The sequence below is a fragment of the Devosia marina genome (assembly GCF_009758415.1).
Classification (GTDB): domain Bacteria; phylum Pseudomonadota; class Alphaproteobacteria; order Rhizobiales; family Devosiaceae; genus Devosia; species Devosia marina.
The window spans coordinates 53,327-79,788 of sequence record NZ_WQRF01000009.1; the positions used below are offsets into that span (position 1 = coordinate 53,327).

Annotated in this window: 24 protein-coding genes and 1 pseudogene; 17 read left to right on the forward strand and 8 right to left on the reverse strand. The window is 62.7% G+C overall.

The genetic code is table 11. The features are described from left to right. Positions 1–76 precede the first annotated feature (76 nt). On the forward strand, positions 77–784 hold the full coding sequence (gene pdeM / locus GO014_RS17105) for a ligase-associated DNA damage response endonuclease PdeM (protein ID WP_157291547.1): 708 nt from the start codon (positions 77–79) through the stop codon (positions 782–784). Here pdeM and GO014_RS17110 read toward each other — a convergent pair. The 3 genes from GO014_RS17110 to GO014_RS17120 all read right to left on the reverse strand — a co-directional run bounded on the left by GO014_RS17110 (position 781) and on the right by GO014_RS17120 (position 6,198). Beyond that, positions 781–1,542 (reverse strand): TIGR02186 family protein, encoded by a 762-nt coding sequence (locus tag GO014_RS17110; RefSeq protein ID WP_116589457.1) that lies wholly within the window; start codon positions 1,540–1,542, stop codon positions 781–783. The two genes, pdeM and GO014_RS17110, sit on opposite strands and share 4 nt — an antisense overlap. Further along, positions 1,539–2,465: a sulfite exporter TauE/SafE family protein gene (locus tag GO014_RS17115; protein WP_104894755.1), complete on the reverse strand. Its 927-nt coding sequence runs from the start codon at positions 2,463–2,465 to the stop codon at positions 1,539–1,541. Before GO014_RS17115 ends, GO014_RS17110 begins: the two co-directional genes overlap by 4 nt. 142 nt (positions 2,466–2,607) lie before the next feature. Then, entirely contained in the window at positions 2,608–6,198 is a 3,591-nt protein-coding gene (locus GO014_RS17120) for a peptidoglycan-binding protein (RefSeq protein ID WP_157291548.1), read from the reverse strand. 177 nt (positions 6,199–6,375) lie between these two features. Between GO014_RS17120 and GO014_RS17125 the strand changes: the two genes are divergently transcribed. After that, positions 6,376–7,047, forward strand: a complete 672-nt coding sequence (locus tag GO014_RS17125; protein WP_104892123.1) for a response regulator — start codon at positions 6,376–6,378, stop codon at positions 7,045–7,047. A 3-nt stretch (positions 7,048–7,050) separates the two neighbouring features. Beyond that, entirely contained in the window at positions 7,051–7,449 is a 399-nt protein-coding gene (locus GO014_RS17130) for a VOC family protein (RefSeq protein WP_157291549.1), read from the forward strand. 7 nt (positions 7,450–7,456) lie between these two features. Here the strand turns inward: GO014_RS17130 and GO014_RS17135 are convergent, their stop codons facing one another. The 3 genes from GO014_RS17135 to GO014_RS17145 are packed head-to-tail and all read right to left on the reverse strand — an operon-like array spanning position 7,457 to position 11,229. Then, entirely contained in the window at positions 7,457–9,013 is a 1,557-nt protein-coding gene (locus GO014_RS17135) for a coiled-coil domain-containing protein (RefSeq protein WP_157291550.1), read from the reverse strand. A gap of 4 nt (positions 9,014–9,017) precedes the next feature. Continuing rightward, positions 9,018–9,956 carry a DUF6384 family protein gene (locus tag GO014_RS17140; protein ID WP_157291551.1) on the reverse strand — a complete coding sequence of 313 codons (939 nt, stop codon included), beginning with the start codon at positions 9,954–9,956 and terminating at the stop codon, positions 9,018–9,020. A 46-nt stretch (positions 9,957–10,002) separates the two neighbouring features. Continuing rightward, on the reverse strand, positions 10,003–11,229 hold the full coding sequence (locus tag GO014_RS17145) for a cell surface protein (protein WP_425482094.1): 1,227 nt from the start codon (positions 11,227–11,229) through the stop codon (positions 10,003–10,005). 216 nt (positions 11,230–11,445) lie between these two features. Between GO014_RS17145 and GO014_RS17150 the strand changes: the two genes are divergently transcribed. The 14 genes from GO014_RS17150 to GO014_RS17210 all read left to right on the forward strand — a co-directional run bounded on the left by GO014_RS17150 (position 11,446) and on the right by GO014_RS17210 (position 25,589). After that, a complete protein-coding gene (locus tag GO014_RS17150) occupies positions 11,446–11,910 on the forward strand; it encodes an SRPBCC family protein (protein WP_116589452.1) in 465 nt (154 codons plus the stop codon). Positions 11,911–12,026: 116 nt separating this feature from the next. After that, positions 12,027–12,149: a hypothetical protein gene (locus GO014_RS19445; RefSeq protein WP_281351221.1), complete on the forward strand. Its 123-nt coding sequence runs from the start codon at positions 12,027–12,029 to the stop codon at positions 12,147–12,149. Between the two features lie 180 nt (positions 12,150–12,329). Beyond that, a complete protein-coding gene (locus GO014_RS17155) occupies positions 12,330–13,331 on the forward strand; it encodes a BMP family lipoprotein (protein ID WP_157291552.1) in 1,002 nt (333 codons plus the stop codon). A 28-nt stretch (positions 13,332–13,359) separates the two neighbouring features. Next, complete coding sequence (locus GO014_RS17160; protein ID WP_157291553.1) at positions 13,360–15,027, forward strand: ABC transporter ATP-binding protein; 1,668 nt, start codon at positions 13,360–13,362, stop codon at positions 15,025–15,027. Then, on the forward strand, positions 15,027–16,115 hold the full coding sequence (locus GO014_RS17165; protein ID WP_157291554.1) for an ABC transporter permease: 1,089 nt from the start codon (positions 15,027–15,029) through the stop codon (positions 16,113–16,115). The genes GO014_RS17160 and GO014_RS17165 overlap by 1 nt, the downstream gene beginning before the upstream one ends. Next, on the forward strand, positions 16,115–17,089 hold the full coding sequence (locus GO014_RS17170) for an ABC transporter permease (RefSeq protein WP_116589448.1): 975 nt from the start codon (positions 16,115–16,117) through the stop codon (positions 17,087–17,089). Before GO014_RS17165 ends, GO014_RS17170 begins: the two co-directional genes overlap by 1 nt. A gap of 27 nt (positions 17,090–17,116) precedes the next feature. Next, positions 17,117–17,521, forward strand: a complete 405-nt coding sequence (locus GO014_RS17175) for a cytidine deaminase (protein ID WP_157291555.1) — start codon at positions 17,117–17,119, stop codon at positions 17,519–17,521. A gap of 2 nt (positions 17,522–17,523) precedes the next feature. Beyond that, positions 17,524–18,318: a purine-nucleoside phosphorylase gene (locus GO014_RS17180; RefSeq protein WP_157291556.1), complete on the forward strand. Its 795-nt coding sequence runs from the start codon at positions 17,524–17,526 to the stop codon at positions 18,316–18,318. After that, the gene (gene deoC / locus GO014_RS17185) at positions 18,315–19,304 is read left to right on the forward strand and encodes a deoxyribose-phosphate aldolase (protein ID WP_157291557.1); all 990 of its coding nucleotides are present in this window, start codon (positions 18,315–18,317) and stop codon (positions 19,302–19,304) included. Before GO014_RS17180 ends, deoC begins: the two co-directional genes overlap by 4 nt. Before the next feature lie 119 nt (positions 19,305–19,423). Next, the gene (locus GO014_RS17190) at positions 19,424–21,790 is read left to right on the forward strand and encodes an aldehyde dehydrogenase family protein (protein WP_157291558.1); all 2,367 of its coding nucleotides are present in this window, start codon (positions 19,424–19,426) and stop codon (positions 21,788–21,790) included. A gap of 142 nt (positions 21,791–21,932) precedes the next feature. Continuing rightward, positions 21,933–23,255, forward strand: a complete 1,323-nt coding sequence (gene deoA / locus GO014_RS17195) for a thymidine phosphorylase (RefSeq protein ID WP_157291559.1) — start codon at positions 21,933–21,935, stop codon at positions 23,253–23,255. 5 nt (positions 23,256–23,260) lie between these two features. Continuing rightward, positions 23,261–24,478: a phosphopentomutase gene (locus GO014_RS17200; RefSeq protein WP_157291560.1), complete on the forward strand. Its 1,218-nt coding sequence runs from the start codon at positions 23,261–23,263 to the stop codon at positions 24,476–24,478. A gap of 26 nt (positions 24,479–24,504) precedes the next feature. Beyond that, on the forward strand, positions 24,505–25,146 hold the full coding sequence (upp, locus tag GO014_RS17205) for a uracil phosphoribosyltransferase (protein ID WP_104892108.1): 642 nt from the start codon (positions 24,505–24,507) through the stop codon (positions 25,144–25,146). 47 nt (positions 25,147–25,193) lie between these two features. Beyond that, complete coding sequence (locus GO014_RS17210; protein ID WP_157291561.1) at positions 25,194–25,589, forward strand: VOC family protein; 396 nt, start codon at positions 25,194–25,196, stop codon at positions 25,587–25,589. A 36-nt stretch (positions 25,590–25,625) separates the two neighbouring features. Here GO014_RS17210 and GO014_RS17215 read toward each other — a convergent pair whose 3' ends face one another. After that, positions 25,626–26,246 (reverse strand): HAD family hydrolase, encoded by a 621-nt coding sequence (locus tag GO014_RS17215; protein ID WP_157291562.1) that lies wholly within the window; start codon positions 26,244–26,246, stop codon positions 25,626–25,628. A 103-nt stretch (positions 26,247–26,349) separates the two neighbouring features. Then, positions 26,350–26,462 (reverse strand): annotated as a pseudogene (locus GO014_RS19270) (IS5/IS1182 family transposase); the annotation flags it as partial.

Consider the following 26,462-nt stretch of genomic DNA (forward strand, 5'->3'; position numbering starts at 1 on the left):
AGCTGTGCGTAGTGCCGGATGAGAGGGATGCTTCACAACGCTCCGGCGGCATGAATTTCGTGGACTGCATACCCATATGAACAACGCTGCCCTTGCCGATCCCATTCCGGAAACGCCCGTGCTTCGCTTTGCCGGCCACAATTTCGAGCCTCTGCCCTCCGGCGCGCTGTACTGGCGCGCCCGGCAAACTTTGCTTGTGGCTGACCTGCATTTCGAAAAGATGGCCAGCTTTGCCCGGCGCGGCCAGATGCTGCCGCCTTACGACACGGCGATGACGCTGAAGCGGCTGGAGGCCGATCTGCGACGCACCGGCGCGCGTGAACTTCTCTCATTGGGCGACAGTTTCCATCGTCCGGACTCCGCGTCACTGCTGACGCCGGCCGATCGCGTGCGGCTCGACGCCCTCACCGAGGCCGTTGCCTGCACCTGGCTGTCCGGCAATCACGATCCGATCCCCCACGTCATTGGCGGCACCTGCCTGCCCGCGCTTGAGCTGGAAGGTCTGCTATTCTCTCACGAGCCCAGGAAAGGGCGCACGGGTCTTGTTTCGGGTCATCTGCATCCGGCCGCCCGCATCGCCATGAATGGCCGCGCCACGCGAAAACCCTGTTTCGTGCATGACAACCGCCTGCTGATCCTGCCCGCCTATGGCGCCTCCACTGGCGCCCTCAATATCCTCTCGCCAGCCTTTGCCGGTCTTTTCCACTGGCCGGCTCTGGAAGTGGTCATGCTGGGCCGCGACCGTACCTATCCCGTGCCGGTCAAGCGCCTGGTGGGCGGCTAGCGCCGGAACAATACCCCGCCCAGCCAGCCGGTGAACAGCGCCAGGGCGACGCAGGCCAGCCCATAGAGCAGCGGATATTGTGTGGCAGAAAGCGCTACGAAGCGCTCGAAATCGATCTTGCGCACGGCAAATCCGTCTGACTTGCGCGCGACGATTTCGCCATCCTTGAACACATAAGTCTGGGCGATATAGGGCCCCGGCGGCGCATTGCTCGGCAGGGTCAATTGTGCCGAATAAAAGCTCTCCGAATGGAACAGCACGCCGTTCTCCTGCACGCCGAACAGGTCTTGCTCGCTCATCAGGCGGATCAGTTCATGCCCGAAGTTCAGCGTCTGCCACCACCCGGCCGGATTGGGCGAAATGGCGTGGGACTCGGGCAGGATATAGTTGGTGGTCAGCGTGTTCACATCGGTAATGTCGCGCAGCCTCGTGCTGGCCAGCACGTGGAAATAACTCGGAAAGCCCTTGAACTCGACCTGCTCGGTATTGAGCCAGACGCCGAAATTATTGGTCTTCTTCCGCGCCACCCGGTCCTGTGTCGGTCCGACAACGACCACCACGACATGAAACGGGCCTTCGACGAATTTTTGCTCTGCACCCGCATCGGGAGCGATGGTGCCGAAAAAGGTCAGCCGCTCACCATCAAAGCTGGATGTGATCTGCACCGTTTCGGTCGAAACGCTCGAGAACAGGCGCTCCGCTCCCGCCGGCAGGACCAGGCACACAATGGCGAAAAGGGCGAGTGCAAACCGGATCATGGCGCCACACTCGTCACCGCCATGGAGAACACATCATCGGGCGTCAGCACCAGCGATAGCCCGAAGCGGATGGCCACGGCCAGCACCAGCAGCGCCAACAGGCCACGCAATTGCTCCCCGCGCAGATGCATGCCGGCCGCCGCGCCGAACTGAGCCCCGGCCACGCCGCCCACCATCAGACAGAAGGCCAGCAAGATATCCACGCTCTGGCTCTGTACCGCATGCAGCACAGTGGTTGCAGCCATCATGGCGACCACCTGCGCCAGCGAGGTGCCGATCACCACAGAGCCGGGAACGCGCAGCAGATAAACCAGCGCCGGCACCATGATGAAGCCGCCGCCAATGCCCAGCAGCGACCCGACAAAGCCGATGAACAACCCGATCAGCAGCACCGGGAGCACGCTGATATAGAGCCGGCTTTTCTTGAAGCGCACACGCCAGGGCAGGCCATGAATCCAGTTGTGCTGATTGGCCTGACGCTCGCGCACCACCACGCCCTGGCGGCGCTTGAGCAGCGCGCGCACCGATTCTTGCAGCATCAGCACGCCGACAAAGCCGAGCAGCACCAGGAAACCCAGCGAGATGACGAGGTCGAGTTGGCCCGCTTCGCGCAACAGGTCGAAGGCCGCCACGCCGCCAAACGCGCCCACAATGCCCGAAAGTACCAGATACATCGCCAGGTGCAGATCAACGCCGCCACGCCGGTAGTGGCTGAGCGCCCCCGAGGTCGATGCCGCCACTACCTGTCCGGTCACCGAGGCCACCGCCACCGCCGTCGGTACGCCCGAAAAGATCAGCAGCGGCGTCAGCAGAAACCCGCCGCCCACGCCGAACAGACCCGACAAAAAGCCGACGGCCCCTCCGATCCCCACGAGAAAGAAGAGGTTCACGGAAAGCTCGGCTATTGGCAGATAGATCTGCAAGACCAGGGTCCCGTAATTAGGTGTTACGGGCCATCGTACAGGACGGTCCGTCAATAAGTGGTAAGGCCCGGCGCGAACGGGCAAAAACATTATGGCCCGGGCTTACGTCCGGGCCATGACGCTGTCAAATGATGAGACCAAATTAAACCGGCTGGCTACCCAGAACGGCCAGCAGGCGCGGATTGATGGCGCCGCTCTCGCTCATGCCGGTGGCCCGCTCGAAGGCCCTGATCGCATCGCGCGTCTTTGGTCCGACCACGCCATCTGCCGTACCGACGTCAAAGCCCAGCTTGCCAAGCGCCTGCTGCACCTTGGCGATCACCTCGCCACTGCCAATGTCCTCGCCCGGATCGAACGCATCGCTCCATGTGCCGATGGGTGCAAAATTGGCTGCCAGATCAACGCTCTCGATCGCCCAGGCGTCCACTTCGGCGCCAATCCGGTTGACCGCCTCGGCCGTTAGGGACTTGGCGATATCCTCACGAGCCCTGGCCGCATCCTGGTCGCCATTCAGCGCTGCCAGCGAGAACCACTTGTAAGACTGCTCGAAATCCTGCTCCACGCCCAGCCCGCGGGCATAAAGCATGCCCAGATTGAACTGGCTGTCGGTCATGCCGCGCGCGGCCGCCTGGGCAAACCATTCGGCCGCCAGCTCGAATTCCTGCTCGCCCATGGCGCCACCGGCGTAAAGCGCGGCAAGATTGTGCATGGCCATGCGATTGCCCGCTTCGGCGCTGCGCTGATACCACAGCCGCGCCTGCTCGAGGTCCTTCTCGACGCCATTGCCCATCTCGTAGAGATTGCCCAGCCGATACTGGGCGGGCACGAAGCCCTGTGCCGCCGAGCGTTCATACCAGAGCGCGGAAGCCTCCGGGTCCTTCTCCACAGCCCGGCCTTCGCCCAGGATGGCTGCGACTTCAAACTGTGCCTTGGCATTGCCATTGGCGGCTGCCTGGCGCAGCTCCAGCGGCCCGATCGCCTCGGGGGGCAAGGCGAACGCCTCAACGGCAGCTTCGCTCGCCTCGGCCGCCGGGCCAATCGACCCCGTGAGCACCGGAGAGTCGTCTTTCGCTTCTGTCTCGGCAATCGAGATCCGGCCGCCATCAGCGAGCAACGTGGGGGGCAGTGGGGTGGTCGGCACAATCTTGTTGTCGCGCGAAAAGCTCATCGGCTCGCCCGGATTGATCGAGCCGGTCGCCGTCGTGTCGACCAGATCGATGACGCGGGGCGGCATCACACTCGACACATCCTCGGAACTGTCCGAACTGCCCGCAGCCGGTTCGGCCGGCGTGGCCGCTGCAGCCGCAGGCGACGTCGCATCGGGGCCCATACGCTGCATCACCAGGTTCAACGTCAGCATCGATACGGCCACCAGCGTTGCCGCCAGCAACAGCGGGCGACGATGGCGGGTCAGGAAGCCGGGTTGCTGGTCGGCGTCGTCGGCCATTGGCACCGGCGCCACACTCTTTTCCGACGCTGGCTTTTTCCGGCGCTTGGGACGTTCGGTTTGGGCCTTGGGCTGCGGTTCGACAGAAACGGCTGGCGTTGTGGTCTCGGCCACGGGCGGCGCACCTTCAGCGGTGCCGGCCTGCCGGCGCGACCGAACCCGGGCCAGCGCCCGCCCGATAATGGAATTGCTGCTGGCGGCCGGCTGCACCTCTTCCTGCTTTGCGCGCTGCGCCCGGCGCGCCGCGGCAACGAAGGTGCTGGTATTGGAAGCAACCACCCGCGCTTCCTCCGCTGCGGGGTCATCCGGGCGAGCCGGTGGCGCAAAAGGATCGGCATCGAGCTCGGCAAAGCTCGAACGCGGCCGCGGCGGTCGTTCGGCGCGGCTGGGATCAAACGCTGGGGGCTCGGCGCGCGGCATTGGCGCCTCTGCCGACATCGCGGGCGCTGCGGCGCGGCTGGCCTCCTTGCTCAGGGCGGAGCGCACCGGCGACTTGTCGCCAAAACCCTTGTCGAGCAACGGCTTATCGTCTGCCGGATTGTCCGGCATGGCGTCGCCCCGACCGCCCGTCAGACCGGCCAGGATGGAATCGAGCTTGCCATTGTCTGGCTCGGGCGCACTCAGCACCTGCTCGAACTGATTGTCAGGCGCTTTCGGCTGCTGTTTGGGATCAGCGGCGGCGCGCGCCCGCTCTGTTGCTGGGGCAGGGGCCATATCGGACTTGCCGGCCAGCACCGTCTCCAGCTTGGCGAGGCGTTCGGCGGTTTCCTTGCCTGCCGTGTTGAGCAGAGCCGCCATGCGCTTTTCCAGCGCATCCATATTGTCCGCCGCGGCGGCCGGTGCCTTGCTCATGGCTTCGGTGGCACGTGCCGCGACCAGATCGGCCAATTGCTCGTAATCGGGTGTCTTGCCGGCGGTCTTGATCAGCCCGGTAATCCGGTCCTCAATGCTTTTCAGGCTGTCGGGACCGAACATGGCTACCGGCGCCGGTGCCTTGCGGCTCACCGCATCGCTGGTGCGCTCCGCCACCATGGTCGCCAGCGATTCAAAATCGGGGCGTTCGCCCGCATCCTGCTGCCGGGCCAGGGCATCGAGCTGCGCGCCGGCATCATCCATGCGGCTCATCAGCAGCTTGAGTTGGTCTTCAACCGCCTTGGTGTCCACCGGCACCATGCGATCGCTCAACAGCTCTATCTTGTCTTCCAGCCGGGCAAAGCGAGGTTCCATGCCACTCAACAGGGCCTCGCGCAGGGCAGTCATCTCCGCTCTGAGCGCGTCCACCTGCGCATTGCCCGCGTCGATCCCGTCCAGCCGTGCCACCACGGCATCGAGCCGGCTGGCCAGGGCGTCGGGATCGTCGCCCTTGGTCTGCATCGCCCGGGTAAACGCGGCCATTTCGCTGGTCAGCTTTTCAAAGTCGGCCGAAGACAGCGACACCGTCTGCTCAATCGCGTCGATCCGGTCATAGACATTACGCACCCCGTCTTCGATGGAGCGCATCGTCGGCGCCAGGACATCTGCGGGGTCGGCCTGGGCGTTGCGGCGCTGGTCGCGGGCAATTTCCCGTTCCATCTGCTGGGCCTGCAGTTCGGCCAGCTTGCCTACCGTTGTCGACACATCGTCCAGTCGGGCATTGAGAATGGAAAGGTTGTTGCGCGGACCCTCCTCGATCATCGCGCCCAGCGCAGCAATCTGCGCCTCTAGCCGCTTCACCTGACCCGTCTCGCCAACGGCGCCCGCCAGCAACTCGACTACCTGGGTCAATTGCTCGACCTGCCCGGCCACCTCGCGCACATGGCTCGAGCTGGAGCGCTGCGTCTTGAGTTCGCCTTCAAGCCGCTCCAGCCGCTGGCTCATGCCACCGACTAGCGTGCCCAGTTCGCGCAGCTCCGGCATCTCGCTAGCGCGGCGTACATGGGCCGGGGCCGGGGCAATGCCCTGGCGGCCGCGGATTTCCGCAATGGCTGCCGTCAGCTCGTCAGGCATGTCGGGTTCGGCCATGGCCATGTCGCGGTCCGTGAACCGGTCCACGGCGCGCTTGACGGTGCGCAGCGCCTCGCGGTGCCGCGTATTGGTTTCCGAGCCGGTCACCTGGTTGCGCAGGTTGCGGACCCGTTGCGCCAGGGCGCTGGCGGGAGGCTCGGGCTGCTCGTCTTCGACCTGCCCATAATGGCTTTCGACCTTGTCGAGCAGTGCAACCAGCTCTCCGCGCAAGGCCTGCCACTCGCCCGCATTGGGGTCGCGAGCCTGGTCGGCAAAATCTGACAGAGTGTGGGCGCGCGGCATGACAGGTCCTTCGTCACAAAAGACGGACCCCTCGCGATTCAACACGAAGGTATAACGCCCACTCTTGGGAAAACATGGTAAAGAACCCGTTAAGCATTGTCGCAATATGCAAGGGCAAATGCCGGTAATCCGTGCGATTCAGGCATAGTCGATAAGTCCAGGGATAGGTTCTGCTCCATGACGCGCCGCCGTATCATCATCGTCGACGATCACCCCCTGTTCAGGGCGGCCCTGCGCCAGACCCTGGCCGGCGGAGACGCCACGGTGAGCGTGGAAGAGGCCGGTGATCTTTCGAGCCTGAGCACGGCGCTCGATGCCGATCGCGATTGCGACCTGGTGCTGCTCGACCTCAACATGCCTGGCGTCCGGGGTTTTTCCGGTCTGTTGCTGCTGCGTGCGCAATATCCCGATATTCCGGTGATGATCATTTCCGCGGTAGAGGACGCCACCGTCGTGCGGCGCGCCTTCGAGCTGGGCGCTGCCGGCTATCTGCACAAATCCGAGGGGCCGACCGAAATCCGCCGCGCCATCGAGACCGTGCTTTCCGGCGAAGTCTTCGTACCCTCAGGCACTACCTTGGGGGGTGAAGATGAACAGACCGCACTGATGAAGCGGCTGGCGACCCTCACCCCGCAGCAGGTCCGTGTCCTGATGATGCTCAGCGATGGGCTGATGAACAAGCAGATCGCCTATGAGCTTTCCATCTCGGAAGCCACGGTCAAGGCACACGTCTCGGCCATTCTGCAAAAGCTCGATGTCGACAGCCGCACCCAGGCGGTGATCGCCGCTGCGCGGATTGAAGATGGTCAGTTCGAAGCCCTGTTTTCCACCGGCGCAGACAAGGCCTGACCCATGAAGCCCGAAATTTCCATCATCACTATTGGCGTCGACGATCTCGAACGCGCCTTCACCTTCTACCGCGCCCTGTTCGATATTTCCGACGAACAGATCGGCGCGGGCGAAGACCATGTCGCCTTCTTCTTCGACAACAAGTTCTCCTTTGTGCTGTTCCCGCGCGAACAGATTGCCCAGACCGCAGGCAAGCCCGAAAGCCTCGATGGCACCCCCGGCTTCGTGCTCTCGCACCGCGCCGAAAGCCCCGAGGCGGTCGACGAAATTCTTGAGCGCGTGTTGGTCGCGGGCGGGGCGGTCATCACCCCCGGCACCCAGTCCGAATGGGGCTATTCCGCCTATTTCGAGGACAGCGAAGGCAATGTCTGGGAATTGATGGCAACGCCCACGCAGAACTGAGAGGCGCCTAGAACCCGCCGCCAGTCTTGAACCCGCCCTGCTTGCGTGAGCCTGACGTGCCCGTCCGGGGCCGCGAAAATCCGCCACCGGATGATCCGCCGCCCCAGCCGCCGCCGAAGCCGCCACTCATCCCGCCCTTGGACGCACCCTTGCGGCTGCCAGTGCCGCCAAAGCTGCTGTCGGGCCATTGGAAACCGCCGCCGCTCGGCGGCCAGGGGCTGGATCTGTTGGAGCGCTGCGAACTGCGCGTGCTCTTGTAGCCAGCGCCCCATTCGCTGCCCGGCGCCCAGTTCTGGCTTTTGCGCCACTGGTCCCAATAGCTGGCGGCCGAAATGCCGCCGCGCAGGAAGTCGTTGAGCAGGTCGCCCACCAGCCGGTCTTCCTTGAAGCTCGAACCGGGATCGTCGAAGCGCTGCTTCTTGAACTCCCACTGAATGTCTTCCAGCTCCCGGCGGCGCGCGGCCAGGGTCTTGAGGCGCTCGCGCTGTTCGCGGCTTTCCTCTTCTTCCTCGCGCAGTCTTGCCCGGGCTTCGTCGATCTGTGCCACCAGCGTGTCGTCCTGGCCGGTCCGGGTCCGGCGCGCCTCGGCCAATAGGGTCTGGATATCCTCCCGGCCCAGCGCCGCCGCCAGCTCGGCTGCCGCGCCCTCGAACGCCGGGTCCTTGCCCTGGGCCAGGGTGTGCAATACTTCGGCTGCCGCGTCGCGCTCGTCTTCGAGCCGCGCGATTTCGGCGTCCAGCGCTTCAATGTTCTCTTGCCCAGCTGCAATGGCCTGGCGCAAGGGTTTGCCGCCCGCAGCATCCACCGCTTCCACTTCCAGGGCCGCCAGCTCGGCCTCCGCCGCACTCACATTGGCTTCCTGTCGCTCGGCATGTTCGCGTAGCCGCAGCGGGATCTCGTTGAGCATGGCGTAATTGGGCCGCGCTTTGGCAAAGCCGATCAGGTTCGCCACCAACCCATCGAAATATCGGATAAGATTGCTGGCCTTGTAGCGCGAGGTGCCATAGCCGGCCTCCCAGAGATACATGAACAGCGGGTCTTCGCGATAAGGCCGCCCCTTTTCCTCGCGGTCGGTCTCGGCCTGTTCGGTCTTGCGCAGCGATTGTTCGGCAATCCGGTCCAGCTCTTCGGTTTCCGCCCGCTTTGCTGCATAGACCGGGTCGGCAGCAAGCTTGCTGGCCTGAGCCGCGGTCAACGCCTTGAGCTGGGCCTGCTGCTCCTCGAGCAGGGCAATTGCCGAGGCCCGCTTCTCTGTCAACTCGGCGCGGCCGGCGTCCAAGGCGCTGATGGCCTTTTCCGCCCTGCTGACATCTTTGGAATGCGCCTTTAGCGTGTCGCGCGCCCGCGCCTCGGCCGCCGATATGCGTCCGTCGAGTTCCGACTGCACGGCGGGTTCGAGCCGCAGCCGGGCAAGCTGGCGAAACAGTTCGGCCTCATGTTCCCGGATCTTGCTCGCCCGCTCGGCGGCGCGCGAGACCCGCTTGGAGAGTTCGTCTTCTTCCCGGCGGATATCGCGCATGGCCTCTTCAAGGCTGGCCAGGGCCTGGGGTCCGCGAATGCTCATTGGCCTACCACCTGGTCACTGCGCCGCCCAGCACCGGCACGGCATATTCAACGTCGAGGAAACCATCGGATTTGCGGCCCATGATATTGGATTGAATGATGCCGTCATCCCGCTTGTCGGCGGCCACCGAGTCATAGACGCTTTCGGACACGCGCACGCCCCAGATGGCGACCTCTTCGGTCTCACCATTCTCCTCGTTGAGAATGGGCAGGGTCAGCGCATTGCCATCAGGGTCCAGCGCCTCGACCACCACATAGTAATTGGTGGCATCTGTATTGATCTCAGGGAAGGTCCAGAAGCCGGACTGCACGCCCTCGCGATTGACCACGCGCAGCACATATTCGAGCCGTAACTGGTCGCGCAGTGCCGTCAGGCGCGCAACGGCGTCTTCGGCGCCGGCACGATCGCCCTCCGCCGCAAAGGCCTTGCCCCGCTCAACCAGGGCTTCGGCTTCGGTCACCGCCTGCTGCACCTTGGTCTCTTCATAAATCGTCTGGTAGAGCGCATCCATCTCGGCTGGCAGGCCTTCGCTCAGCTCCAGCCGCGCCTGTTCGGCCTGTCCACGCTGATAGGGTTGCCAGACGCCGAAATAACCCACCCCCAGCACCGCGAGCGCGATCAGCCCGGCCATTAGCGGTCGGCCCCATTGCTTGCGCCCCACATAAATCCGCGCCAGCGTGGTGCCCAGACCCGGGGCAGGGGGCTCATAGGCGAACCGGCTCTCGGCCAGCGCCGAAACCCCTTCCTTCAGGATATGGTCTGGGACCTCGATGCCCTGCTGGTGATAGACGGTGCGCAGCCTGTCGATAAGCTGTTGCTCGCGGGTCACCCCGTCCAGTTCCCGCGCCACAAGATTTTGCTGGTGACGGAGCGTGTCGACCACGTCCATCGCCAACATGACCTCGTCAAGCGGAGCAGAGGGTTTCGCCGTCGCCTTACTCATGCAGTGCCTTACTCAATGCAATGCCCTTGCCAAAGGCCGTGTTGCCTCAGCCCTTGGTGTCGAGCAACAGGGCATTGCCCTCGGCCGCCAGCGTTGCCAGGCGCTTCTTGCCATCTTCGACGGCGTCGCGGATCTCTGCCGAATTCTTGGTCGAGGCCACCCGCATCTCATTGATGATGCCGCGGCTCTTTTCCTGGAAGTTGACCACGCTATCGACCAGCTTCTTGACCGCATCGGCGCGCACGGTCGGGCCATAACCGGCCTTGATGGCTTCTTCCTGCACCTTGTCGCCGATCTCGGAGAGGGTTTCGAGCGACTTGCTCATGCCTTCCTTCATCGCGTTCAGCGTCTCGGTCGATTCATGTAGGCCGAACATGCCGGTGAATGAGGCCGACAGGGCCGTCAGCACGGTTTCATTGGTCGAGAAGAACGAGATCGACTGCTGATAGACCCGCTCCTTGGCATTGGTGGTCTGCATCAGCCGCGCCATCACCACTTCCGAGGTATTGTAGGAGATGGTCAGATTGTCCGAGAGGTCCTTGGCAATCTGGTAGCGCTTTTCCTCGTTCTGCATTTCGCGCAGCCGCTCGTCGCGGGCCATTTCCAGCCGCGCCCGGTCGGCCGGGACGTCACCGGCATAGGCAGCCAGCTCGTCGGCGGCCTTTTGCAGAATGTCCTTCTTTTCCCGCAGGCGCGCCTCGGCGGTATGCAGCACTTCGAGCGCCATCACTTCGGACTGTTTCAGCGCGCCGCGGAAATCGCGATAAGCCTCGAGAATCGTGTGCTCGCGGTCGATCTGGTCCTTGGTATCCGCAGTGACCTCGAGATAGGTGTCCCGGATCTTGTTGAAGCGGGTAGCGATATCGCCCCGGCTCACCTTCATCCACACATTGGAGGCGCGCTCGAACAAATCGATCTTGTTGTCTTCGAGTTGGTCGACCATGCCCTTGGCATCGTCGCGGATGGAATCGAAGCCCTTGGTGATGTCCTCATAGCGCTCGCCGATCTTCATGGCGGCGACCTGTTCGCGCACCACTTCATTAAAGGCGCTGGCCTGGCTCAGTGTGCGGCCGATCAGGATGACGCGGGTTTCGTCCAATTCGGTAATCTGCGCCAGAAGGCCGGTGATCGGCGCTTCGGCCTGCTGTTCGGGCCAGATGCCAAGATCGCGGATGGCATTGACCGCCTTGTCCAGATACTGCAACGGCTTCTCAGTCATCACCGACATGTTCGATGCGTTGGCAGTGGTGGCGGTGGTCACTTGGTCGGTCATCCCTGGCTCCCTCTGAACATGCGGCCCATCTGGCGAAGCTGCCGCTCGCTCTAGATTGCGTCTGCGGGGCCGCCTGACAATTGCAACTGCACGGCCCGGCAACTATTTAGTCCATATTGGTGCGAAAAAGCCGCACGTAAAGACTTGGGGAAACACCATGGCTGCAAAGCACGACAGTTTCGTCTCCGCGCCTATTGCGGCGAGGGGCCAGGCCTGATGGATTTTGGTGGACGCTATCGCATTGCGGCCAGCCGCGTGCTGGTTTGGGAGGCATTGAACAATCCGGAAATGCTCAAGGCCGCCATTCCCGGCTGCAGCCACATCGGTTGGACCGGAGCGGATACGCTGGATTTGGCAATCACCGTCAATCTCGGCGTCGTCAAGCCGGTCTTCAAAGGCGAGCTGGTGCTGACAAACGTCGTCCCGGCGGCGAGTTACACCCTGGCTGGCAAGGGCAAGGGCGGGCTGCTTGGGCTGGCCGAAGGCGCAGCCGATATCGTCCTTGCCGACGATGGCGACCAGACCCTGCTATCCTTTACCGCCAGGGGCGGCGCATCGGGGCAGATCATGAAGCTGGGCAAGGCCGTGATCGGCAACTCGGCGCAAAAGATCATTGATGGATTTTTCGAGCGCTTTGCTGCCGCGATGGGGGCGGAAATCGAGCCGCTCGGCCCGGCCTGAGCGCGATCTTCAGGAATAGTTAACCATGCCGGAATCGGCCGCAACTCGGCCATGATTTCGCCGCTGGCCATGCGCTAGAGAAGAGCGATTGCAACCAGTTTGATTCAAATCCCATCATGTCCACAGACACCCGAGACAGTCTTACTCTCTACATTATCGCGGCAGCCGCGGTCCTTGTGACGCTGTTCGTCGATGTCGATCTGGGACAGCTCTTCCAGACCCTGCTCGCGCGCTTCTGAGGCGAGCTTCTCCCGGCCCTGCCGCACAGAACTCTCAACCATTTTTGACCAATTGGGAAAAATTAGCGCCTTCCCTCTTGCGGCAGAGGCCATTGCACGATTTTATCCGCTGTTAGCGCACGCAGATTGACCTACGGACTCTGGTCCCGGTGCTGGTGCGAGACAGGGAGACATGATTCAATGAAAATTTCGACCTTTACCAAGGCCGTTGCGAGCGGTGTTGCACTGAGCGCAGTGATGGCCGGTGCTGCTTTCGCCGATGGCGCGCTCGTCTATGACGGTGGCGGCAAGTTCGACAAGTCGTTCAACGAGGCGGCCTACACCGGCGCCGAGCGCTTCCGCGAGGAAGGCGGAGCCTACCAGGATCTGGAAATCTCGGGCGACGCCATGCGCGAGCAGGCCGTTCGCCAGTTCGCCTCGCGCGGCAACAACCCGATCGTGCTGCCTGGCTTCTCCTGGGAAACTGCGCTGCGCGCCGTGGCGCCGGAATTCCCCGATACCAAGTTCACCATCATCGACACCGTCGTTGACCTGCCAAACGTCCAGTCCGTGGTCTTCAAGGAGCAGGAAGGTTCCTACCTGGTCGGCGTTCTGGCAGCGATGAAGTCGGAAAGCGGCAAGATCGGCGTTGTGCCGGCCTTCAATTTCGACCTGCTCGAAGCCTTTGCCTGTGGCTATGCGCAGGGCGCCAAGTCGGTGAACCCAGATATCGAAGTGCTCGAGACTTATGTCGGCACCGGCTTTGATGCCTTCAACGACCCGGTCAAGGCGACCGAAGTTGCCAAGTCCCAGCTCGATCAGGGCGTGGACGTGATCTTCCAGGTTGCCGGCGGTGCTGGTGCAGGCGTGCTGCAGGCTGCTGCCGACGCCGGCAAGTATGGCATCGGCGTGGACTCCAACCAGAACCATCTGCATCCCGGGTCGGTGCTGACCTCGATGATCAAGCGCGTTGATGTGGCCACCTACAACGCCATGAAGGGCGTTGAGGATGGTACCTGGGAGCCCGGCCTGATCGTCCTGGGTCTGGCTGAAGACGGCGTTGGCGCTGCCTTTGACGAGCACAATGCCGATCTCGTCACTGATGAAATGATGGCTGCTGTCGAGCAGGCCTCTGCCGACATCATCTCGGGCGCCGTCACTGTGCACGACTACCGCACCGACAAGAACTGCGACGCCCTGTAAGGCTTGAAACGAAAAGGGTGAGACTGCGATGACAGGTCTTAACCCGACAAACGAGCAGCGGTCCTCCGGGGCCGCTGCCTCTGCGCTCGCTATCGAGCTTGTCGGCATCAACAAGCATTTCGGTCCGGTTCACGCCAACAAAGACATTCACCTCGCCGTCAAGCGCGGCACGGTGCATGGCATTGTGGGAGAAAACGGGGCCGGTAAATCGACGCTGATGTCGATCCTTTACGGTTTCTATACCGCCGACAGCGGCACCATTCATGTTGATGGCGTTGCGCACAAAATTACCGACAGCCGCCATGCGCTCGCCCTGGGCATCGGCATGGTGCACCAGCACTTCATGCTGGTCGACAATTTCACGGTGCTGGAAAACGTTGTCTTGGGCGCCGAGGATTCGGCCCTGCTGACGCCGACGCTGAACCGCGCGCGCGGCCACCTCAAGGACCTGGCCCGGGACTATGGGCTCGATATCGACCCCGATGCGATCGTGGGCAATCTTTCCGTGGGCCAGCAGCAGCGCGTGGAAATCCTCAAGGCGCTCTATCGCGGCGCCGAAACCCTCATTCTGGACGAGCCCACCGGCGTGTTGACGCCGGCCGAGGCCGACCATCTCTTCCGCATTCTGGGCAAGCTCCGGGCGGAAGGCAAAACCATCATCCTGATCACCCACAAGCTGCGCGAGATCATGGCGATCACCGACGAAGTCTCGGTCATGCGCCAGGGTGAAATGGTCGAAACCCTGCCCACCGCCGAAACCAGTCCCGAGCATTTGGCCGAACTCATGGTCGGCCGCCGCGTGCTGCTGCGGGTCGAAAAAGGCGCCGCAAAGCCCGGCAAGGTGCTGCTTGAGGTCGAGAACCTGGTCGTCACCGACGATTTTGGCACGCCGCGCGTCAAGGGTGTCAATTTCCAGGTCCGCGCCGGCGAGATCGTCGGCATTGCTGGCGTGGCGGGCAATGGGCAGTCAGAACTGCTCGAATCCATTTCCGGCATGCGTGACCAGAAATCGGGCACCATTCGTGTCCACGGCAATGCCCTCAAAATCAGCGGCGATGATGGCGCGGATAGGGCGCGGAGTGCCGGGCTTGCCCATGTGCCCGAGGACCGCCTGCGCATGGGGCTGGTCACCAAGTTCAACGCCTGGGAAAACGCCATTCTGGGCTATCAGGACAGCTATGGCGAAGGACCGGCCCTGGACATTTCCGCTGCACGCGACGCCGCTCGGGAATACATGAAGAAGTTCGATGTCCGCCCTGCTGACCTCGACCTCAAGACCGCCAACTTCTCCGGCGGCAATCAGCAGAAGCTGGTTCTGGCCCGCGAGATGGAGCGCGATCCGGAAGTGCTGATCGTCGGCCAGCCAACGCGCGGCGTCGATATCGGCGCCATCGAATTCATCCACAACCAGATCATCAAGATGCGCGACGCTGGCAAGGCCATCCTGCTCGTCTCGGTGGAGCTGGACGAAATTCGCTCGCTCTCGGACCGCATCCTGGTGATTTTCGACGGGCAGATCGTGGGTGAGGCCGATCCGGCGACGGCCGACGAAACTGAACTGGGTCTGCGCATGACAGGTTCGCACGCCGACAATGTCGAGACTGACCCGGGCACTCTGCCCGAACACGAAACGCCTGTAGATCAGACGCTGGTTGAAATGAGCCCCAAAGACAATTCCGGCAGGGATACCAACTGATGACCCCATTGCCACGCTGGGCCGATGTCGTACTTCTGCCATTTCTCAACGTCGCCCTTGCCTTTCTGATCGGTGGGCTGATCGTGCTATCGGTCGGGCAGAACCCGCTGCAGGCCGTCGGCATCATGCTCTACGGGGCCTTCGGCTACGGTTCGGGCTTCGGCTACACGCTCTACTACACCACCGACTTCATCTTCGCCGGCCTCGCCGTGTCGCTGGCCTATCACGCGGGCCTGTTCAATATCGGGCCCGAAGGTCAGGCCTATGTCGGGGGGCTGGGCGTGATCCTCATCGGGCTGGCCCTCAATGGCATGCATTGGGCCTTGGTTTTCCCACTGATGATTGTATGCGGCGCGCTGTTTGGTGCTGCCTGGGCCTTTGTGCCGGGCTATCTGCAGGCCAAGCGCGGCAGCCATGTGGTGATCACCACCATCATGTTCAATTTCATTGCCGTCTCGATGATGGGTTACATCATCAGCCGTATCCTCAAGCCCGAAGGCGTCAATTCCGATGAAAGCGCGCCACTCGACGCGATCACGCGGGTGCCTCAGCTTCGCAGCTTCATCGAGCTGTTCAAGAATTCGCCAGTCAATCTCACCTTCTTCCTGGCAATCGGCGCACTGTTCCTTGTCTATTGGCTGATCTGGCGCACCAAGTTCGGCTATAAGGTTCGCGCCGTGGGCAACAACCCGGTGGCGGCCCGCTATGCCGGTATTTCCACCCAGAAGACCATCATGGTCATCATGGCTCTGGCTGGTGCTTTCGCTGCCATGGTCGCGGTCAACAATGTTGGCGGTGTGCAGGGCCGTCTCATTCTCAACTTCGTCAATGGCGCCGGTTTTGTGGGTATTGCCGTGGCCTTCATGGGCAAGGGCCATCCCATTGGCGTTGGCCTGTCGGCGCTGCTGTTCGGCATGCTCTATCAGGGCGGGCAGGAGCTGGCCTTCCAGATGCCCGGTATCACCCGCGAAATGATCGTCACCATCCAGGCGCTGGTCATTCTGTTCACCGGAGCCATGGGCGATATGATGCGCGGCCCGCTCTCGCGCATGTTCTTCCAACCTGACGCACCGGCGGGAGACAAGTGATGGACCAGATCCTCGTCGACATCACCCTGATCCTGGATTCCACCGTACGTCTGGCGGTGCCTCTGATCCTGGCGTCCCTGGCCGGTCTGTATTCGGAGCGCTCGGGCATCATCGATATTGGTCTTGAAGGCAAGCTCCTGGCCGGCGCCTTTGCCGCTGCGGCCATGTCGGCTGTCACCGGTTCGGCCTGGCTTGGCCTGCTGGCGGGCATTGGCGCTGCGCTGGTCTTCTCCGGCATTCATGGCCTCGCCTCGATCAACTTCAAGGGCAACCAGACCATTTCGGGCGTGGCGCTCAACTTCCTCGCTGCCGGTCTCACCACATTCCTGGGCCAGTCCTGGTTCCGGCGCGGCGGCTATACGCCCCAGCTTTCGGGCGACCAGCGGTTCAACCCCATCACCTTGCCATTTGCCGAAGAACTGCGCGATGTCCCGGTTCTCGGCCAGATCTATGGCGAACTGATTTCGGGCCACAACATCATCACCTATGTCGCCTTCATCGCCGTGCCGGTGACCGCCTGGGTGCTGTTCCGCAGCCGCTTTGGCCTGCGTCTGCGTGCCGTGGGCGAAAACCCTAAGGCCATCGACACCGCCGGCATTTCGGTGACGCGCCTGCGCTATCAGGCGCTGATCATCACCGCGGTGCTGGTCGGCATTGGCGGCGCCTATCTTTCGATCGCCCAGTCGGCAGGGTTCAATAACAACATGTCGGCTGGCCGCGGCTATATTGCCCTGGCGGCGTTGATCTTTGCCAAGTGGCGGCCGGGGCCAGCGCTGCTGGTGTGCCTGATGTTCGGTTTCCTTGATGCTGTGCAGTTCCGTATCCAGGGCCAGGTTTTCCCGATCATCGGCGAGGTTCCGGTCCAGGCCATCCAGGCGCTGCCCTATATCCTGACCGTTGTGCTGCTTGCCGGCTTCATCGGCCGCGCCGTCGCCCCCAAGGCTATCGGCGTGCCCTACACCAAGGAGCGCTAGGCCTTCGGGCCTGGCTGTGGCGGCAACATGACAATCGAAGAGATCGACAAGGCCCTGTTCGAGGCCGCCGAGGCTGCGCGCGCCCGGGCCTACGCGCCCTATTCGAAGTTCCAGGTCGGCGCCGCCATCCTGGCCGATGACAGCAAGATTTACGCGGGCTGCAATGTCGAGAACGCGGCCTATCCGGTTGGTAATTGCGCTGAGCCGAGCGCCATCGCCGCCATGCTGGCCGGTGGGGGGACGCGCATCCGCCGCGTCTATGTTACCGGCCCGGGCACCTTGCCTGTGACGCCCTGCGGCGGTTGCCGGCAACGCATTCGCGAGTTTGCCGATCCCGGCGTCGAAATCGTCTCCCATGGTGTCGATGGTACCCCGCTGGTGCAGACGCTCGATCAGCTTCTGCCACACAGCTTTGGCCCGGAGCATCTCTAGACATGACCAAAGCCGCCAGGACCATCCGCAAGATCGCCGGCAAGGAGCCAATCGCCGCCGCCATCGTGCTCGGCTCGGGCCTTTCGGCCATTGGCGACTTGCTCGATGAAAAGATCACCATTCCCTATTCGGAACTGAAAGGCTTTCCGGGCGGTGGTGTCTCCGGTCATGGCCGCGACCTGCTGATCGGCCAGATGGGCGGCAAGCGCGTCGCCGTGCTCACCGGCCGCCAGCATTATTACGAACACGGCAATGCCGCTGCGATGCGCCCGGCACTGGAGGCCCTTTCCGAACTCGGCGCCGAGACATTGCTGCTCACCAATTCCGCCGGCTCGGTCGACCAGCGCTTCCAGCCCGGCGACCTGATGCTGATTGCCGATCACATCAATTATGCCGGGATGAACCCGCTGATCGGTGAGCCCACCGACCGCCGCTTTGTGAACATGGTCAATTGCTACGATCTTGACCTGCGCGCCAAGGCAACCGAGCTGGCCCAGCGTTTCGACTATGCGCTGGGGGAAGGGGTCTATCTCTGGTACTCCGGCCCCAGCTTCGAGACCGTGGCAGAAATCCAGATGGCCATGCGCTTGGGCGCCAATGCCGTGGGCATGTCCACGGCACCGGAAGTCATTCTCGGGCGTTTCCTGGGGATGAAGGTCTGGGCCTGCTCGTCCATAACCAATATGGGCGCAGGTCTTTCGAGCGAAAATATCAGCCATGAGCACACCAAGCTGATGGCTGTTCAGGGGGCTGAAAAACTCAAGAAACTGATCCCCGCACTGGTGGAGGAACTATGAGTCTCAAGGTCGTCGACAACAAATCAGCCGAGCCGGTACACAAGCGCAATCCGGGCTATCCACTCGACCTCGACTGGATAGAGCGCGTCCGCATGAATCGCTCGGCGCTGGAGCGCCGCGCCGGCACCATCGGCGCACGCCGCACGGTCAAGAAGGACTACCAGCTCGCCTGGCTCCTCAAGGCGATCACCATGATCGATTTGACCACGCTCAACTCCGATGACACGCCAGGGCGTGTCGAGCGCCTTTGTGCCAAGGCGCGCCATCCGGTACGCCAGGATATTCTCGATCAACTCGGCGCCACGCATCTGCGCATTCTGCCCGGTGCCGTTTGCGTCTATCACAGCTTCGTCGATACAGCCGTGCGGGCTCTGGAGGGGGCCGGCATTCCCGTCGCCGCCGTATCCACGGGCTTCCCCCATGGCCTGGCTCCGGTCGAGACCAAGATCGCCGAGATCGAGGCTTCGGTGAAGGATGGGGCAAAAGAGATCGACATCGTCATCGAGCGAGGCATGGTGCTGCGCGGCGACTGGCAGGCGCTCTACGATCAGGTCAAGGCCTTCCGTAAGGCCTGCGGCGACGCCCATATCAAGACCATTCTGGGCACCGGCGAACTGGCCACCCAGACCAATGTCGCCAAGGCGTCGCTGGTCTGCATGCTGGCCGGTGCCGATTTCATCAAGACCTCGACCGGAAAGGAAAAGGTCAACGCCAACCTCGTCACCTCCCTGACCATGATCCGCATGATCCGCTGGTTCGCTGAAGAGACCGGCATCGAGATCGGCTACAAGCCCGCCGGCGGCATCGCCACGGCCGGCGACGCGCTCAAATACATGGCGCTAATGAAGGAAGAGCTGGGCAATACCTGGCTGCAGCCACACCTGTTCCGCTTCGGCGCATCGAGCCTGCTGACCGACATCGAGCGGCAGCTCGAACACGGGCTGACCGGCCACTACGCGGCCGATTATCGCCAGCCGATGGTGTGACGCGTGTGGAGGGGGACCATCCCCTCATCCGGCGCTGAGCGCCACCTTCTTCCCTCCGGGAGAAGCATCAGCGGCCTTGCCGCACCCGAAGAATTCAGGCACTCGCGAGGAGGCCACATATGAACAAGATTGCACAAATCTTCGATAGCCTGGAATACGGTCCTGCGCCCGAAGCGCCCGATCAGGCCATTGCCTGGCTCGACAGCAAGTCCCGCAAGTTCGGCCATTTCATCGATGGCAAATGGACCAAGCCGGGCAAGACTTTCACCGCCGACAACCCGGCGACCGGCGCCTCGCTGGCCGAGATCACCGATGGCACCGCCGCCGATGTCGACGCGGCCGTCAAGGCGGCCCGCGGCGCATTCAAATCCTGGAGCGCCCTTTCAGGCTATGAGCGCGGCAAATATCTCTATGCCATCGCCCGCATGATCCAGAAGCATTCCCGGCTCTTTGCGGTGCTCGAAAGCATGGATAATGGCAAGCCGATCCGCGAAACCCGCGACGCCGACATTCCGCTGGTCGCCCGCCATTTCTACCACCACGCCGGCTGGGCCACGCATCTGTCGAGCCAGTTCCCCGACCACGTGCCCTATGGTGTGTGCGGTCAGATCATCCCGTGGAACTTCCCGCTGCTGATGCTGGCCTGGAAAATCGCCCCGGCGCTTGCCGCAGGCAATACCGTAGTGCTGAAACCCGCCGAGTTCACCTCGCTGACGGCCTTGCTGTTTGCCGAAATCTGCGAGCGCGTCGGCCTGCCCAAGGGCGTGGTCAACATCGTCACCGGCGAGGGCGACACCGGTGCCGCCATCGTCAATCATCCCGATATCGACAAGATCGCCTTCACCGGTTCGACCGAGGTGGGCAAGATCATCCGGGCCGCAACGGCTGGCTCGGGCAAGGGACTGTCGCTCGAATTGGGCGGCAAGTCGCCCTATGTCGTTTTTGAGGATGCAGATCTCGACAGTGCCGTCGAGGGTCTGGTCGATGCCATCTGGTTTAATCAGGGCCAGGTCTGCTGCGCCGGTTCGCGCCTCCTGGTGCAGGAGAGCATCGAGGAGCGATTCATCGCCAAGGTCAAGGCGCGCATGGCCAAATTGCGTGTCGGCGACCCGCTCGACAAATCCGTTGACATCGGTGCGCTGGTCGCTCCAGTGCAGGTCGAACGCATTCGCGACCTGATGAAAAAAGGCATCGCCGAAGGCGCCCATGTCTATGAGCCCGATTTTGAGCTACCGGGCGGCAATTGCTATTTGAAGCCGGCCCTGGTCACCAATGTCTCGCCCGCCAACACCCTGGTCGCCGAGGAGATTTTCGGGCCAGTCCTGGTGGCCATGAGCTTCCGTACGCCCGAGGAAGCGGTGGCCCTGGCCAACAACACCAAATATGGCCTTGCCGCCACGCTCTGGAGTGAGAACATCAATCTCGCCCTTGATATCGCGCCCAAGCTCAAGGCCGGGGTGATCTGGATCAACGGCACCAACAATTTCGACGCTGCCGTCGGCTTTGGTGGCTACAAGGAAAGCGGCTTTGGGCGCGAAGGTGGGCGCGAGGGCATGAGCGCCTATCTCAAGCCCGCCTGGGAAAAGACGCTGAAGCCGGCGCCGGCCCAGGCACCGGTAAAGGCCGCCACAGCCAATCCCCTCGACACCGGCAGCCTCGACCAGACTGCCAAGATGTATGTCGGCGGCAAGCAGGCTCGCCCCGATAGCGGCTACAACCGTCCGGTGCTTGGCCCCAAGGGCGAGCTGGTCGGCGAAGTGGGCGAAGGCAATCGCAAGGATATCCGCAATGCTGTCGAAGCGGCCCGCAAGGCGCTGAGCTGGGGCACGACGGCTGCCCACAACCGCGCACAGATCCTCTACTACCTGGCTGAAAACCTCGATTATCGCCGCGATGAATTTGCCGCCCGCATCAAGGCTCAGACCGGCGAAGATGGCCGTGAGGAGGTCGCCCTGTCGGTGGAACGCCTGTTCGCCTTTGCCGGCTGGGCCGACAAATATGATGGTGCCGTGCACAACCCGCCCCAGCGCATGATCGCCACGGCCCTGGTCGAGCCCTTGGGCGTTCTCGGTATTGTTGCGCCGCCCAGCCGCCCACTGCTGGCTTCCGTCGCGCTGCTCGCCCCGGCCCTTGCGATGGGCAACACCGTCGTGCTGGTGCCCTCCGAGCGCAGCCCGCTTTCGGTCACCGATCTCTATCAGGTGCTCGAAACCTCCGACGTCCCCAATGGCGTGATCAATATCGTCACCGGCGACAGCGTCACCCTGGCCAAGACCCTGGCCGAACACGACGGTGTTGATGGCCTCTGGTTCGCTGGCAATGCCGAAGCTTCGGCAATGGTCGAGAAAGCCTCGGTTGGCAACCTGAAACAAACCTGGACCAGCCGCGGTCTCTATTACGACCTCGCCGATCCTCGCTTTGCCGGCGACTACTTCCTGTCCAAGGCGACGCAGGTGAAAAACGTCTGGATTCCCTACGGGGCTTGAGGCCTCGGATAACCCCACCCGGCCTCCCCCTGATAGGGGGTGGAGCGGCGCAGCGTGCTGGACAAAATGGTGCCCCAAACGCGAGTGCCCCCTATCAGGGGAAGGGCAGGTGGGGTTGCCACTAGACAAAAAAGAGCCATCCATGGTCTTCCTCCCCCAAGAAGTCATCCTCAAAAAGCGCAATGGCGAAGCTCTGTCCCAGGATGATGTCGCTCAGTTCATCGCCGGTTTTGCCAGCGGCACGGTCTCCCACGCCCAGGCCGCCGCTTTTGCCATGGCGGTTTATTTCAACGACATGAGCATGGATGAGCGCGTGGCGCTGACCCTCGCCATGCGCGACAGCGGCACCGTGCTCGACTGGTCCGATCTGGATGGTCCCTTGGCCGACAAGCACTCGACCGGCGGGGTGGGTGACAATGTGTCCCTCATGCTGGCGCCGATCCTGGCGGCCATTGGCATTTACGTGCCAATGATTTCGGGCCGGGGTCTCGGCCATACCGGCGGCACGCTCGACAAGTTCGATGCCATCCCCGGCTATCAAACGCAGCCCGACAATGCGCTGTTCCGCAAGGTGGTGCGCGAAGCCGGCTGCGCCATTATCGGCCAGACCGCCGACCTCGCCCCTGCCGACAAGACGCTCTACGCCATCCGCGATGTCACCGGCACGGTCGAATCCATTGCCCTCATCACCGCCTCGATCCTCTCGAAAAAGCTCGCCGCCGGCCTCGATGCGCTGATCCTTGACGTGAAGACCGGCTCCGGCGCCTTCATGCCGACGCTGGAACAGTCGCGCGATCTGGCGCAAAGCCTGGTCAATGTCGCCAATGGTGCTGGATTGAAGACTGGCGCCCTGATCACCGACATGAACGAGCCGCTCGCCAGTGCCGCCGGCAATGGCCTGGAAGTCCGCAATGCGGTCGATTTTTTGACTGGGATCCATCAGGATCCGCGGCTGCGCGAAGTCACCCTAGCCCTCTGCGCCGAGATCGCCCTGATGACCGGCAAGGCGACGAGCCTGGAAGAGGCCCGCCATCAGGTCGCGACGGCACTCGACAGCGGCCGTGCCACCGAGCATTTCGCGCGCATGGTCACCGCCCTTGGCGGTCCTGCCGACTTCGTCGACAACATGGACACTCACCTGGCCGCCGCACCCATCATCCGCGATGTCTTTGCGGACGGGCAGGGGACCATCGTCGCTATCGACACCCGCGGCGTTGGCATGGCGGTGGTCGCTCTTGGCGGTGGCCGTGCCACGCCGACCGACAGCATCGACTATCGCGTCGGCTTTGATCGTCTCGCCCCATTGGGCGCGACCGCAGATGGCCAATCCCCAATCGCCCGCATCCACGCCGCTGACGAAGCCAGCGCCACCGATGCGGCGGCCCGGCTGAAGCGTGCCTATGGTCTGGGTGACGCGGCCATTGAAAACCCGATCATCGCCGGCCGCGTCGAGCCCAAGGAGTAATTGCCATGCCCCGCGCCATTGTGTGCCTCCTCGACAGCGTCGGCATCGGCGGCGCCCCCGACGCCGCCGCCTATGGTGACGAAGGCGCCAACACACTCGGTCACATCGCCGAATGGGCTTCTGAGGGCAAGGCGGATCTCGAAGGCCTGCGCGCCGGGCCGCTCAACGTGCCGAATATGGACGCCCTTGGTCTGGGCGCCGCCGTAAAACTCTCCAACGGCACCGTGCCACCCAATCTCTCGGACACGCCCAAGGGCGGCCGTTTCGGCGTCGGGCGGGAAGTGTCCAAAGGCAAGGACACGCCGTCCGGCCATTGGGAAATCGCTGGCGTCCCCGTCCCCTTTGAATGGGGCTATTTCCCCCAGACTGAGCCGACATTCCCACCAGAACTGGTCGCGGAGTTCCTCAAACGCACCGGTCTGCCGGGCATTCTGGGCGACAAGCACGCCTCGGGCACGACAGTCATCGCCGAGCTGGGCGAAGAGCACATCCGCACCGGCATGCCGATCTGCTATACCTCGATCGACAGCGTGTTCCAGATCGCTGCGCACGAAAGCCATTTCGGCCTAGACCGGCTCTATGAGATCTGCCGGGTCGCGTTCGAACTGACCGAGCCGCTCAAGATCGGCCGCGTCATTGCCCGCCCCTTCATCGGTGAAACGCCCGATACCTTCAAGCGCACCGGCAATCGCCGCGACTTTGCCATTTCGCCACCCGAGCCGACCCTGCTCGACCGCAATGCGGCCGCCGGCCATCAGGTTTTTGCCATCGGCAAGATTTCCGACATCTATGCCGGCTCAGGCGTGACCCACAAATTGAAGGGCACCGGCATTCCCCAGCTCTTCGACAAGACACTCGACGCCATGGAGATGGCCGCGGATCGCGCCTTCATCATGACCAATTTCGTCGACTTCGACAGCGAGTACGGCCATCGCCGCGATGTGCCGGGCTATGCCGCCGCGCTCGAGTTGTTCGACAGGCGCCTGCCCGAGATCATCGCGGCCCTGCGGCACGACGATCTGCTGGTCCTCACCGCCGATCATGGCAATGATCCGACCTGGCCGGGCACCGATCACACCCGCGAACAGGTGCCGATCCTGGTCTTTTCCCCAGCCCTGCCCGCGGGAGAGATTGGCATTCGCCCCAGCTTCGCTGATATAGGTGAAAGCATCGCCGCCTGGCTGGGCCTGCCTCCCGGCCGCCACGGCAAGAGTTTTCTCTGAAAGACCAACAGACAAGAGGTGTTCCGATGAGCAAGGTCCAGGGCAATGTGACGGTCATCGATCACCCCATGATCCAGCACAAGCTGACCATCATGCGCAACAAGGAGACCTCGATTGCCGGGTTCCGGCGCCTGCTGCGCGAGATCGCGCATCTGATGTGCTACGAGGTCACCCGCGATCTCGAATTGGAAATGATCGACATCGAGACGCCCATGGCGCCGATGAAATCGCCCGCCATCAAGGGCAAGAAGCTGGTCTTCGCCTCCATCCTGCGCGCCGGCAACGGCCTGCTTGATGGCATGCTCGACCTGGTCCCTGCCGCCCGCGTTGCCCATATCGGCATGTATCGCGACCACGAGACCCTCGAGCCGGTCGAATACTATTTCAAGGCGCCCTCCAGCCTCGAAGATCGCCTGATCATCGTGGTCGATCCGATGCTGGCCACGGCCAATTCGGCCACCGCCGCCATGGAAAAGCTCAAGGAGCGCGGCGCCAACAATATCCGCTTCCTCTGCCTGCTCGCCGCACCCGAAGGCATCAAGCACTTCACAGAAGCGCATCCCGACGTCCCGGTCTATACGGCGGCCATCGACGATCACCTCAACGAGAAGGGCTATATTGTCCCGGGTCTGGGTGATGCCGGCGACCGCATGTACGGCACGCGCTGAGCCCATCTGCCCCTCTATCGCAACATCTGTAAAACTGGAGTCACTGGATGGCGAAGCTCGTCCACTCAATGATCCGCGTCCTCGATGAGGCGCGCTCTGTCGCCTATTACGAAAAGGCATTCGGCCTGAAAGTGGTGGATCGTCTGGATTTTGAAGGGTTTACCCTGGTCTACATGGCGGGAGACGAAGTTGGATTCGAGCTTGAGCTGACCATCAACAAGGGCACCACAGAGCCCTATGAGCTCGGCAATGGTTACGGACATCTGGCCGTGGTGGTCGACGATGTCGAGGCCGAACACGCCCGCTTCAACGATCTGGGACTGCCCACCGGCAAGCTCGTCGATTTCAAGAATGGTGATATGCCGGTGGCCAAGTTCTTCTTCGCTACCGATCCGGATGGCTACAAGATCGAGGTCATCGAAAAAGGCGGCCGCTTCCGCTAGATCAAAAAGGCCCGAGGCAAGCCCCGGGCCTTTTGCTTATTTGGCCTTGAGAGGCAAGCCAAGGGCGATCAGGTCAGCCCGCAAGTGCTCGGGGTCCTTGAAGTGGATGCCCTGCATGCCGAACTTGCGCGCGGCCACAATATTGGGCTCGCTGTCGTCGATGAACACGCAGCTTTCCGGCGCCAGCGCATAGCGCTCGCAGAACACCCGGTAGAGCCGCGGATCGGGCTTCACCAGCCCTTCAAGTCCGGAGACGATCACACCGTCAAACTTCTCCAGGAATGGCCATTCGCCCAGCCGCGTCATCCACTTCTCCCAGGAGAAATTGGTGATCGCGAAGGTGGGGATGTCCTGATCGACCAACTCGTTGTGGATGTCGATCGTCCCCTGAATATGTGGCCCGAATGTCTCCGCCCAGCGCTCGTCATAAGCCTTGATTTCACGCCAGTACTTGGGAAACCGCGTCACCAGCTTGGCCACGCCCTCGGCATAGATCTCGCCGGCATCAAACTCCAGGTTCCAGTCCCCTGTGCAGATATGGTCGTGGAACCACTGTGCATCCTCCTCGCTGTCGAACAGCTTGCGGAACAGATACATGGGGTTCCAGTCGACGAAGACGCCGCCCAGATCGAATACGGGAATGATATGGTCGTCCATGTGAGCCGTCCGCTTGGTTCGAGAAAGTCTGAGCGGCTTGTGGCACGGCAGAATAGCGCGGACAAGCGGGACCGGAGCTCCCGAGCCCGCAGGACAACTAGGGTCAGGACTCATTGATCCAGAAGATGAAGACTGCGGCGAAGGCGATTGCTGACAGGAAGGTGTGAGCGCATCTGTCGTATCTCGCGTGGATTCGCCGCCAGTCCTTGAGGCGCG

Coding starts and splice junctions, on each gene's coding strand:
- pdeM (WP_157291547.1), top strand. CDS start 77: ATGAACAACGCTGCCCTTGCCGATCCCATTCCGGAAACGCCCGTGCTT.
- GO014_RS17110 (WP_116589457.1), bottom strand. CDS start 1,542: ATGATCCGGTTTGCACTCGCCCTTTTCGCCATTGTGTGCCTGGTCCTG.
- GO014_RS17120 (WP_157291548.1), bottom strand. CDS start 6,198: ATGCCGCGCGCCCACACTCTGTCAGATTTTGCCGACCAGGCTCGCGAC.
- GO014_RS17125 (WP_104892123.1), top strand. CDS start 6,376: ATGACGCGCCGCCGTATCATCATCGTCGACGATCACCCCCTGTTCAGG.
- GO014_RS17130 (WP_157291549.1), top strand. CDS start 7,051: ATGAAGCCCGAAATTTCCATCATCACTATTGGCGTCGACGATCTCGAA.
- GO014_RS17135 (WP_157291550.1), bottom strand. CDS start 9,013: ATGAGCATTCGCGGACCCCAGGCCCTGGCCAGCCTTGAAGAGGCCATG.
- GO014_RS17140 (WP_157291551.1), bottom strand. CDS start 9,956: ATGAGTAAGGCGACGGCGAAACCCTCTGCTCCGCTTGACGAGGTCATG.
- GO014_RS17145 (WP_425482094.1), bottom strand. CDS start 11,229: ATGACCGACCAAGTGACCACCGCCACCACTGCCAACGCATCGAACATG.
- GO014_RS17150 (WP_116589452.1), top strand. CDS start 11,446: ATGGATTTTGGTGGACGCTATCGCATTGCGGCCAGCCGCGTGCTGGTT.
- GO014_RS19445 (WP_281351221.1), top strand. CDS start 12,027: ATGTCCACAGACACCCGAGACAGTCTTACTCTCTACATTATCGCGGCA.
- GO014_RS17155 (WP_157291552.1), top strand. CDS start 12,330: ATGAAAATTTCGACCTTTACCAAGGCCGTTGCGAGCGGTGTTGCACTG.
- GO014_RS17160 (WP_157291553.1), top strand. CDS start 13,360: ATGACAGGTCTTAACCCGACAAACGAGCAGCGGTCCTCCGGGGCCGCT.
- GO014_RS17165 (WP_157291554.1), top strand. CDS start 15,027: ATGACCCCATTGCCACGCTGGGCCGATGTCGTACTTCTGCCATTTCTC.
- GO014_RS17170 (WP_116589448.1), top strand. CDS start 16,115: ATGGACCAGATCCTCGTCGACATCACCCTGATCCTGGATTCCACCGTA.
- GO014_RS17175 (WP_157291555.1), top strand. CDS start 17,117: ATGACAATCGAAGAGATCGACAAGGCCCTGTTCGAGGCCGCCGAGGCT.
- GO014_RS17180 (WP_157291556.1), top strand. CDS start 17,524: ATGACCAAAGCCGCCAGGACCATCCGCAAGATCGCCGGCAAGGAGCCA.
- deoC (WP_157291557.1), top strand. CDS start 18,315: ATGAGTCTCAAGGTCGTCGACAACAAATCAGCCGAGCCGGTACACAAG.
- GO014_RS17190 (WP_157291558.1), top strand. CDS start 19,424: ATGAACAAGATTGCACAAATCTTCGATAGCCTGGAATACGGTCCTGCG.
- deoA (WP_157291559.1), top strand. CDS start 21,933: ATGGTCTTCCTCCCCCAAGAAGTCATCCTCAAAAAGCGCAATGGCGAA.
- GO014_RS17200 (WP_157291560.1), top strand. CDS start 23,261: ATGCCCCGCGCCATTGTGTGCCTCCTCGACAGCGTCGGCATCGGCGGC.
- upp (WP_104892108.1), top strand. CDS start 24,505: ATGAGCAAGGTCCAGGGCAATGTGACGGTCATCGATCACCCCATGATC.
- GO014_RS17210 (WP_157291561.1), top strand. CDS start 25,194: ATGGCGAAGCTCGTCCACTCAATGATCCGCGTCCTCGATGAGGCGCGC.
- GO014_RS17215 (WP_157291562.1), bottom strand. CDS start 26,246: ATGGACGACCATATCATTCCCGTATTCGATCTGGGCGGCGTCTTCGTC.